This is a genomic window from uncultured Amphritea sp., from assembly GCF_937127095.1.
In the GTDB taxonomy this organism is placed as follows: Bacteria; Pseudomonadota; Gammaproteobacteria; order Pseudomonadales; family Balneatricaceae; genus Amphritea.
The window spans coordinates 171,137-181,343 of record NZ_CAKZLP010000077.1 but is presented as its reverse complement, the minus strand read 5'-3'; the positions used below and the strand labels follow the sequence as shown (position 1 = coordinate 181,343).

Genomic DNA, 10,207 nt, shown 5'->3' with positions numbered 1-10,207 from the left:
GGTTTACTGCTTCCTTTTCGGGATTTAAGACAAAACAACGAAGTTAGACCGCATTTGGTAACTTAATCGCAGGTTCCTTAGGTTTTGTAGAGCGATCTACAAATGAAGGCGGTGTGGTTTTCTATGAATATACGATTCCCCGACCACAATCATAACAAAGCGTTTAAGAGTGATTCCAAACGCTTGCCGGTTTCGCTTCGCTCAAGTATGGCAAGCGCTTGTCACTCCTTGGATTAAAGGGATTAAAGTGGTCAAAGCCCTTTAATCAATATGGCGATGGATGCTTAGTCGTGGAGCATAGATGTAAGGCATGCATTCCCACGCGGGAGCGTGGGAACAAGCGACAGCCTTTCTTCAATCATTAGATTTATGACCGTTATCACGAGCGTTGTTGGGATTCGTGCCTCATCCCAACCTACGGTCCAGCTTTTTCTAGCAAGCGACGCAGGCGCGTCTAACCACTCGCTAGCTGCGAAGCGGCGGTCTGGCTACTCGGGAGCGTGGGAACGAGCGAAAGCCTTTTTTCAATCATTAGATTTATGACCGTTATCGGGCGTTGTTGGGATTCGTGCCTCATCCCAACCTACGGCCAGCTTTTTCTAGCAAGCGACGCACTCGCGTCGAGCCACTCGCTAGCCGCGTAGCGGCGGCGGTCTGACTACGGCCTTTATCTGCTTTAGAGGGTTACCACCCGGGCTGCCAGTGCAATAAGAATACCTCCAGTCAGGCGGTTGACCAGCTGACTACGGTTTTGCAGGATTTTCAGGACCGGGCCGTGGGAGAGCAGGAATACCACGATGCTATACCAGAGGCCATCAACGAGTAAGGCGGTGGCGGTCATAATCAGCTGATCTGACAGGGTCGCATCGGGGCTGACAAACTGGGAAAACAGAGCGATAAAGAAGATTGCCAGTTTTGGGTTGAGCAGAGAGATAGCGGCGCCCTCAATACCTGCAGTCAGGACGGAGGCCTTTTCACCGCTATTCACTTTGAAGGCCGAGTCTTTTCCCGCTCGGATCGCTTTCACCCCGATCCAGGCAAGATAGGCTGCCCCCAGCCAGGTGATCACCCGAAAAGCAGTTTCTGATTGTGCCACTAGAATAGCCAATCCAGAGATGGTTGCGAAGGCCCACAGACCCACACCTGCAGCATGAAACCAGCTGGCTGCCAGCCCATGTTGGCGACTGTTGGTGACGGTCTGCTTCAATACTACTGCCAGGCTTGGCCCCGGAGACATGGCGCCAAGGCAGCAGACCGCAAATAGAGAAAGCCAGGCAGTGAAAGTCATATACATCCCTGATAATTAAAAATAGTTAATTTGTTACTGCTCAGCGAGGCGTTCAAAAACCAGCTAAGCTGAAAGGGTGAATTATATGGCAGTGTGGTGTAAGGGGCTAGCAATCAGTCAGTCAGGATGGCTTCTTGTGAATCACTCATCCTGCTAAACATTCAACTTTAATCTCAGGTGAACGTTATGCAAAGTCTGGAAGCAGTGTCACGTACATGTCCTTACTGTGGGGAGCCTATCGAGTTAGTCGTCGATTGTACGGCGGGTAATCAGCAGTATTTTGAAGATTGTTCTGTCTGTTGTAAGCCGATTATGGTTGAGCTGGATGTCGAGGGGCCTGATGCTGTTATCTCTCTGAAAGATGAAAATGAGGTATAAAAAAAACGCCGCATAGAGATGCGGCGTTTTTATGAACCTGATCACAGACCGGCTGTTAGTCGATCAGACCGTACTGGTCACGCAGAATCTCAACGATCTCTGCTTTAGGGTTATCAGATAACGTCAGTTTTTCACCGATAATCTTCTCAGCGATACCTACGTAAGTGTCAGATACTTTCTGCAACAGCGCTGCGGGCAGGGCGTTGTCTTTAGCCAGGGCGTAACGTTCTTCCATCCGGTCTTTGTTGATGAGGATGTCAGGGTCCGGGAAGAAGCTCAGCAGTTCCTGACGGAACACCTCTTTAGAGTTCTCTACCACTTTACCTTCACGGTAGGAGGGGCCATCCCAGATGCGGGATGAGTCAGGTGTACCCACTTCATCCATATAGATTAGTTTCTCAGTGCCGGAGGCATCGGTAACATAGCCAAACTCAAATTTAGTATCGACAAAGACCTGATCGATCTTTTCTAGTTCTGCACTGATAACGTCAAAACCCTCTTTGAGAAGCTTTTCGTACACCGCGATATCGTCTTGTGAGCGGAAATGGAACGCTTCATAGTTATTGGTGATGTCTTCACGGGTGACGTTAACATCATCAACTTCAGGCACGCCAGGAATGCCTTTCAGAATACCTTTGCTGGACGGTGTAATCAGCAGTTCAGGTAGCTTCTGATCTTTCTGCAAGCCATCAGCTATCTGAATGCCACAGAACTCACGCTCACCTTTAGCATAGGAGCGCCACATAGAGCCGGTAATATACTGACGGCAGATCGCTTCAATCATCACGGGTTTGGCTTTCTGTACAATCCAGACAAACGGGTGCGGGATATCGAGAATATGGCTGTCTGCCAGGCCGTTTTCACGGAACAGTTTGAACCAGTGGTTTGAGATGGCATTCAGCGCGGCACCTTTGCCGGGGACACCGTTCATACCGCCTTCGCCGTGCCAGATGCACTCGAATGCGGAGATACGATCACTGATCACCATTATCGCCAGCGGGGCATCCGCAGCAACATCATAGCCTTTCTCTTTGATCAGACGGCGACTGTCGGCTTCGGTCAGCCAGTAAACGGAACGTACTTTTCCACTGTGTACCGGCAGGTCGGTACGGATCGGCAGATCATTGTTTACTGCCAAAACCTTATCAGCAAGACTCATTGCAAACTGTCCTGTATGTCTAAAATAGATTGATTAAAACGTTCCAGAAAGTCAGCGTATGCCTGATAGCTGCAGTGCAGCTCTGGCAGAGTTAAGGCGGTAAAACCGCTTACTATTTCTGCCTGATTCTGGAACAGGGATAGTACACAGATTTGTAATATCCCGCTACATTTTGCCCGGCCGGATTTGAATCTATTAGTGAATCTCATCGCTTATGCTAAACGCATTAACATATGATTCACCTCTCATTAAATTGGTATAATCATCCGTTGATAAACGCGCATTCGGATACTATTTTCGGGCGCTGATTCTGCTACCGATAAAGCTCTTTACAGAGCTCGTTTATTTAGCTCTGCTATAGAGACCCGTTATTGATGAGTACTATTCATCTTTTGCTTTAGAAAAGCCCATCTGAATTTAATGAACATATAAATTATCTCCTGCTATACTTCACCGCCTTACTTTAAGGGTGTTGTTGTGATCGCATATTCAGATAATTCGTTCTATCAGGAAAATCCCCGCGCCCGCTGGTTTGTGCTCATCAGTATCTGTATCGCACTGTTTCTGGTGCCGATGTCGTTATCCTCGGTGAATATGGCGTTGCCTGCTATTGCCGATGCATTACATGCTGATGCCGTCTTGCTGAGCTGGATTCCAACAGCGACGTTGTGGGGCAGTATTGTGCTTTTGCTACCAGCCGGACGGGTCGCAGATATGGTTGGCAGAAAGCCGATCTATCTGATCGGTGTACTGGGATTTTCTGCCGCATCGCTGGTTGTTTTTGCGGTTAACTCTGTCGAGTTTTTACTGCTGGTGAGGGTGCTGCAAGGGTTATTCAGCAGTCTCGTATTCGCCACTGCCATGGCGATTATTGCCGCAGTATTCAGTGGCAGTAACCGTGGCACCGCATTGGGGTTTACAGCGACATCGGTCTACCTGGGGCTGACCTGTGGCCCGCTGATCGGAGGCTGGCTTACCGAACATCTGGGGTGGCGCAGTGTCTTCTGGGGGCCAATCACCGTGGCACTGGTTGCTGTTGTCTTAGCAACTATCTATATCCGCAATGATCATGACGCGGATAAACCGTCGCAGCCGCTCGACTGGGCTGGCTCATTGCTGTTCGTCGCTTTGTCCACACTGCTTCTGTTTGGCTTATCGGGCCTGCCGGATCTGCAAAGCTGGATAATGCTCATAACCGGGATTGGGCTGGTGTTTGTCTTTGTCCAACAGCAGAACCGCTGCGAATTTCCGCTGGTGCGCTTCTCATTGCTGGCCGCCAATCGGGTGATGAACCGCTCGTTGATGGCGAGCTTCCTGATGTATGCGGCACATTATCCGGTGCTTTTTTTGCTGAGTCTGTATCTGCAATATCTGCAGGGGTTGTCGCCCAGTGAAACGGGGCAGATGATTCTCTTACAAGCGTTTATCATGGCGTGTCTGGCACCGGTTGCCGGGCGACTTTCAGATCGATTCGAGCCCCGCCTGATTGCCACGGTAGGGTGTCTGTTCTTTAGCGCGGGCTTTGCCGTACTAGTTTTTCTGCAGGCAGACAGCTCACTGAATCATGTGATTGTCGCTCTGGTATTGCTCGGCGTTGGTTTCGGGTTGTTCTCAACGCCGAACAATAATGCCGCGCTCGGGTCAGTGCCAAAAGATAGCCTGAGTATTGCATCGGCCTTGCTTAACCTGTCCCGCACCAGTGGCAATATGTTCAGTATGGCGATCATTATGTTGTTGATGAGCCAGCTGCTGGGCAGTGAACAGATCCGCCCTGAGCGATATCCGGATCTGTTGATTGTCGTGAAACTGGGCTTCGCCAGCGCATGTGCCTATAGCTTTTTAGCCGCCTGGTTCTCTTACAACCGCGGTAAAGTAACTCGTCAGACTGGCTAGTTGATGCGCCGTTTAAGTCCCATCTGCGCGATGATACGGGTGGCTATCTCTTCGATCGAAAAGTGAGTGGTATTGATGTGCGGCAGTTTCTGCTTGCGAAACATCCGCTCCACCATCCGTACTTCATCTTCACACTGATCCAGCGATGCATAGCGGCTGTTAGGGCGACGTTCATGGCGAATGGCGGCGAGTTGAAACGGATCGATGGTCAGTCCAAACAGTTTATCTTTGAACGGTTCTAACGCTTCCGGCAGAGTGGTCTTGTTGACGTCCTCATCGGTGAGGGGGTAGTTCGCAGCCCGAATGCCAAACTGCAGTGCCATATAGAGACAGGATGGGGTTTTGCCACAACGTGACACACCGGTGAGAATAATGTCGGCTTTATCATAGTGCAGCGTTCGTGCTCCATCATCGTTGTCGATGGCAAAGTTGACCGATTCAATCCGATCCATATACCTGTTTATTTCATTGATCGAATGAGACTTACCCACGCTGTAAGATGAATGGCTACCCAGTTCAAGTTCCAGAGGTTTAAGGAAGGCTGAAAACACATCAATCTTATACGCCGTGCTGGTGGCGATGATCTCACGGGTTGCCTCATCGACGACCGTGTCGAACACGATGGGTCGCTGACCATCATCTTTACCGGCCTGGTCGATGAAATCGACCGCCTCTACCGCTTTTTCGATACTATCTATGTAGGGCAGGGTGACTTTATTAAACTGAATCGAACCGAACTGTGCCAACAGGCTGTTTCCCAGCGCTTCTGCTGTGATGCCTGTACCATCAGAGATAAAAAAAGCTGTTCGTTTCATAGAGTTAAGCGATCCTGCGTCATCAAAGTGTATTTTTCAAAAGTTAATATCAGATCTGTCACCGGGGCTATTATTACGGGATGAGCGGGCCCTGTATAGCTAACCCTTGAATAAAACCGGATATTGGCGAACACACTGACCTTATCGAAGAATTGCAGTATGATGCGCCATAACACTAAAAAATTTGGGAGTGCGGGGTTTTGCAGGAATATATCGTTCGTCTGGATCAGGTAGGTATGGATGATATTGAGCAGGTGGGTGGCAAAAATGCCTCACTTGGCGAGATGATCACAGAACTGTCCGATGCCGGCGTTAAGGTGCCCGGTGGCTTCGCCACGACAGCCACGGCATTCCGGGACTTCTTAAAGCACAATCAACTGGATCAGAAGATCAATGAAACTCTGGCTCAGCTTGACCCTGAAGATGTTAATGCACTGGCGGCTACCGGAACTCAGGTACGTCAGTGGATTCTTGAAACTCCCTTTCCTGATGCGCTGGACCAAGCCATCGAACAGGCCTATGAAGAGATGGGCGGGCATGATGATCTGGCCGTGGCGATTCGCTCATCCGCGACCGCTGAAGATCTGCCCGATGCCTCCTTTGCCGGCCAGCAGGAAACTTTTCTGAATATCCGTGGACTGGCAAATATTAAAGCCGCTATCCATGAGGTGTTTGCCTCTCTCTATAATGACCGGGCGATCTCTTACCGGGTTCATCATGGCTTTGAACATCATGAAGTCGCACTCTCTGCGGGTATTCAGCGAATGGTGCGCAGCGAAACCGGCGCCAGCGGTGTCATGTTTACCCTGGATACCGAATCAGGCTTTCAGCATGTAGTGTTTATCACCTCTGCTTATGGTTTGGGCGAAACGGTGGTTCAGGGCGCGGTCAACCCGGATGAATTCTACGTTTATAAGCCAACCCTTCGACAGGGCGCGCCTGCGATTCTGCGCCGCAGCTTAGGCAGTAAAGCGATTAAAATGATTTACGGTGCTGAGGGCACAACTGCGAGTGCAGTTGAAACCGTCAGCGTGCCGGTTGAACAGCGGATGCAGTTCTCTATTAATGATGCCGAGGTTCAGGAACTGGCAAAAATCGCCATGACCATCGAGCAACATTACGGCCGTCCGATGGATATTGAGTGGGCTAAAGATGGTGATGATGGCGAGCTCTATATTGTACAGGCCCGCCCTGAAACCGTTAAAAGCCGGGATAACACCACGGTTATCGAGCGCTACCTGCTGACGGAAACAGGCAATGTGCTGCTTGAAGGCCGTTCTATTGGTCACCGGATCGGCAGCGGGCCGGTTCGGATCGTCGAAAGCCTCAGTCATATGGATAAGATTCAGCCCGGCGATGTGCTGGTGACCGATATGACCGATCCCGACTGGGAGCCGGTGATGAAACGATCATCCGCGATTATTACTAACCGGGGTGGGCGTACCTGCCATGCGGCGATCATCGCCCGTGAACTGGGTATTCCTGCGATTGTTGGCTGTGGTGATGCCACGGAACGCCTAACGGATGGCCAGGAAGTGACCGTATCCTGTGCCGAAGGTGATACCGGACGTGCCTATGAAGGCTGTCTGGATTATGAGCACCAGACCAATAAAGTTGATTCAATGCCGCCGTTGCCATTCGATATTATGATGAATGTGGGTAACCCGGATCGCGCATTCGATTTTCAGGCGTTGCCCAATGCGGGTGTCGGACTGGCACGTCTGGAATTCATCATAAACCGGATGATTGGTATTCACCCGAAAGCTCTGATCGAGTTTGATCAGCAGGATGAAGGTCTGAAACGTACCATCGAACGTCGCATAGCCGGTTATGACAGTCCGATAGAGTTTTACGTTGCCAAGCTGGTGGAGGGTATCTCGACGCTGGCCGCAGCATTCTACCCCAAGAAAGTGATCGTGCGGATGTCGGATTTTAAATCCAATGAGTATGGTCACCTGATCGGCGGTCAGGCATATGAAGCCCATGAAGAGAATCCGATGCTGGGGTTCCGTGGCGCGAGCCGCTACATTGCTGAATCGTTCCGTCAGTGTTTTCAGCTGGAATGTCGGGCACTTAAATATGTTCGCGATGTGATGAAGCTGACCAATGTCGAGGTGATGATCCCCTTTGTGCGCACGGTCGGCGAAGCTAAGCAGGTGGTTGAACTTCTGGCAGAGAATAGCCTGAACCGTGGCGAAAACGGTTTGCGGGTGATTATGATGTGTGAGATACCCTCGAACGCGCTGCTGGCAGACCAGTTTCTCGAGTATTTCGACGGCTTCTCCATTGGTTCTAACGACCTGACTCAGCTAACCCTGGGGCTTGATCGGGATTCCGGGGTGATAGCCCATCTGTTTGATGAACGTAACGATGCGGTGCGTAAACTTCTGGCGATGGCCATCGAAGCCTGTAAGGCGCAGGGTAAGTATGTCGGCATTTGTGGCCAGGGGCCCTCGGATCACCCTGATCTGGCTAAGTGGCTGATGGAACAGGGTATCAGTTCTGTTTCGCTGAATCCGGACTCGGTGCTCGACACCTGGTTTTTCCTGGCGAATGAAGATCGTACTGCCCACTAAATTTATACCGTTATCTATTAGCGGCCTGTTTGTCGCCGTATTGAATGGGAATGGAGTGCTAAATCTGAAATTGAAACGTTTAGCTGCGCGTTCGTTAACAAGGGTTGATGCTCTCTGATGCAGCTCAATCGTTTTATACAGATCAACACCCCGTACAGCCGGCAGCAGGCTAAACTGCTGCTGGCGCAGGGCAGGGTTAAAGTCGCTGGGCAGATCGTTACTGATGCGAGCCTGGAAATTGATCGGTTTGTCAGAGTCGAACTAGATAGCCAGCTGTTGCAGGACTCGCAAAGTCACTACCTGATGGTCAATAAACCCGCTGGAGTAGTCAGCGCTACGGAGCACCCTGAGCACCAGACTGTCATTGACCTGTTACCACAGGCGCTACGTCAGGGAATGCATCTGGCGGGAAGGCTGGATCTGAAAACCACAGGACTGATGCTGCTGACCAATGATGGTAACTGGTCACGCAGGGTTACCCAACCGGAATCAAAAATAGCGAAAGTCTACCGGGTGACTACGAAGGACCCCGTGGCTGCAGAAGCCGAAGCGGTATTCAGCCGGGGTATCTATTTTCGCTACGAAAATATAACCACCCGACCGGCTGAGCTTGAACGGATAGACAGTTATAACTCCCGGCTGACGATCCATGAAGGACGTTATCATCAGGTTAAACGGATGTTTGGTTACTTTGATAATGAGGTGATAGCACTCCACCGGGAAAGGATTGGTGCCATCACCTTGGACCCGAAACTTAAGCCGGGAGAGTTTCGCCCACTGACCCCTGCTGAGGTTGCGCTGTTCGCTTGAGTACCACTACCTGTTTCAGTGGTGGAACTCTTTCTCCTCTTCAAGAATTTCCTCATCCAGCTCTTTGAAAACAAAAATTCTCGCCATCATGAAATTGAAGCCCATCCCTACTAATACGCCCAGCATCAGTGCGATAAACTTGTTTTCGATAAAGAAGGGCACGTAAGAGGTCAGCGTTGTATAGGTGCCGAAGTTCATTACAAAACCGGCCAGGGAGGTGGCTAAAAAAGATAACCACTGTTTCAGGTGGCCTGTTTTTTCACGGTGGGTAAAGGTAATTGTCCGGTTCCAGAACCAGTTCCAGGTGGCGGCTGGCCAGAAGGAGATAGCCCGGGACAGATTGTGACCAAGTCCGAAAAAAGCCTGCAAGGCAAAGTAGATCAGGCTGTCAATAACAAAACCAGTACCGCCGACAAGACCGAACTGAGCAAATTCTGAAGTGACCGGGTATTTAAAGCGGTACAAGCGGCGCAGATGCCGCAGATAAAGGAACTGCTCTTTCAGACTCAGTTTGCTTTCGCCATGCTCGCGGTCTTTGAAATGAATAGGGTGTTCGCCAGGGGCGCTGAATTCACCTTTAACCATTATCTCCAGGCCAATTTTATAGCCAGTAGGTGTCAGGTGTGCGCAATTTTTAAACTGTTGACGTTGAAACGCAAAAAAGCCTGACATAGGGTCTTTGATATGACACAGCGGAAGTGCAAGCCAGGTTGCGATCTTCGAATTTAGCAGGCGGAAGAAGCCCCAGTCATCATCGAATGAACCTCCCTGAATATAACGGGAACCGACGACAAAATCATTGCGCCCTGACGCCAGCTTTTCGATCATTGGCAGAATTGCAGATGAGGGGTGCGACAGGTCACAATCCATCACCACTACGTATTCTCCCTGCGCAGATTCGATACCGGTAATAACTGCGGTAGAGAGTCCACGCTCTTCAGTGCGCACAATTATCTGCGCGGGGATGTGGTTGGCAATCTTGCTGACCGCTTCGTAAGAGCCGTCCTGAGAATTATCATCCACGAATATAATTTCGAATGATTCACCTGCAAGAGAAGTGTTAATCTGTTCACAAATCAGAGGGATGTTTTCAACTTCTTGATAGGTAGGTATTACGATCGAAATCTTAATGTCAGACATAGAGTCACATCGCTCTGCTTAGCGGATGAAAAATAGCGCAATCCTATATAGTTAAGAACAATTATTCAATTATTATCAGTTTGATTATTAACACAAATGGCAGGGTATATATATTGATTTGATAGCATCCGGGGCTTTGGTATAGGGC

Annotated in this window: 8 protein-coding genes; 4 read left to right on the top strand and 4 right to left on the bottom strand. The window is 50.0% G+C overall.

The window, feature by feature from the left end; genetic code table 11:
• Nucleotides 1–676: 676 nt before the first annotated feature.
• The gene (locus tag Q0499_RS20315; protein WP_299203594.1) at nucleotides 677–1,288 is read right to left on the bottom strand and encodes a LysE family translocator; all 612 of its coding nucleotides are present in this window, start codon (nucleotides 1,286–1,288) and stop codon (nucleotides 677–679) included.
• Nucleotides 1,289–1,474: 186 nt separating this feature from the next.
• Here Q0499_RS20315 and Q0499_RS20310 point away from each other — a divergent pair, with 186 nt between their 5' ends.
• Nucleotides 1,475–1,666 carry a CPXCG motif-containing cysteine-rich protein gene (locus Q0499_RS20310; protein ID WP_299203591.1) on the top strand — a complete coding sequence of 64 codons (192 nt, stop codon included), beginning with the start codon at nucleotides 1,475–1,477 and terminating at the stop codon, nucleotides 1,664–1,666.
• Between the two features lie 55 nt (nucleotides 1,667–1,721).
• Here the strand turns inward: Q0499_RS20310 and Q0499_RS20305 are convergent, their stop codons facing one another.
• Nucleotides 1,722–2,825 (bottom strand): phosphoribosylaminoimidazolesuccinocarboxamide synthase, encoded by a 1,104-nt coding sequence (locus Q0499_RS20305; protein ID WP_299203588.1) that lies wholly within the window; start codon nucleotides 2,823–2,825, stop codon nucleotides 1,722–1,724.
• A gap of 477 nt (nucleotides 2,826–3,302) precedes the next feature.
• Here Q0499_RS20305 and Q0499_RS20300 point away from each other — a divergent pair, with 477 nt between their 5' ends.
• Nucleotides 3,303–4,718, top strand: a complete 1,416-nt coding sequence (locus Q0499_RS20300; protein WP_299203585.1) for an MFS transporter — start codon at nucleotides 3,303–3,305, stop codon at nucleotides 4,716–4,718.
• On the opposite strand, the gene Q0499_RS20295 is transcribed toward Q0499_RS20300, so the two are convergent.
• Entirely contained in the window at nucleotides 4,715–5,533 is an 819-nt protein-coding gene (locus tag Q0499_RS20295) for a pyruvate, water dikinase regulatory protein (protein ID WP_299203582.1), read from the bottom strand. The genes Q0499_RS20300 and Q0499_RS20295 overlap by 4 nt on opposite strands.
• 200 nt (nucleotides 5,534–5,733) lie before the next feature.
• On the opposite strand from Q0499_RS20295, the gene ppsA reads away from it, so the two are divergent.
• Together ppsA and Q0499_RS20285 are read left to right on the top strand one after the other, a co-directional pair.
• The gene (ppsA, locus tag Q0499_RS20290) at nucleotides 5,734–8,109 is read left to right on the top strand and encodes a phosphoenolpyruvate synthase (RefSeq protein ID WP_299203580.1); all 2,376 of its coding nucleotides are present in this window, start codon (nucleotides 5,734–5,736) and stop codon (nucleotides 8,107–8,109) included.
• Nucleotides 8,110–8,226: 117 nt separating this feature from the next.
• Nucleotides 8,227–8,919, top strand: a complete 693-nt coding sequence (locus Q0499_RS20285) for a pseudouridine synthase (protein WP_299203577.1) — start codon at nucleotides 8,227–8,229, stop codon at nucleotides 8,917–8,919.
• A 15-nt stretch (nucleotides 8,920–8,934) separates the two neighbouring features.
• Here Q0499_RS20285 and Q0499_RS20280 read toward each other — a convergent pair whose 3' ends face one another.
• The gene (locus Q0499_RS20280) at nucleotides 8,935–10,059 is read right to left on the bottom strand and encodes a glycosyltransferase family 2 protein (RefSeq protein ID WP_299203574.1); all 1,125 of its coding nucleotides are present in this window, start codon (nucleotides 10,057–10,059) and stop codon (nucleotides 8,935–8,937) included.
• Between the last annotated feature and the right edge of the window lie 148 nt (nucleotides 10,060–10,207).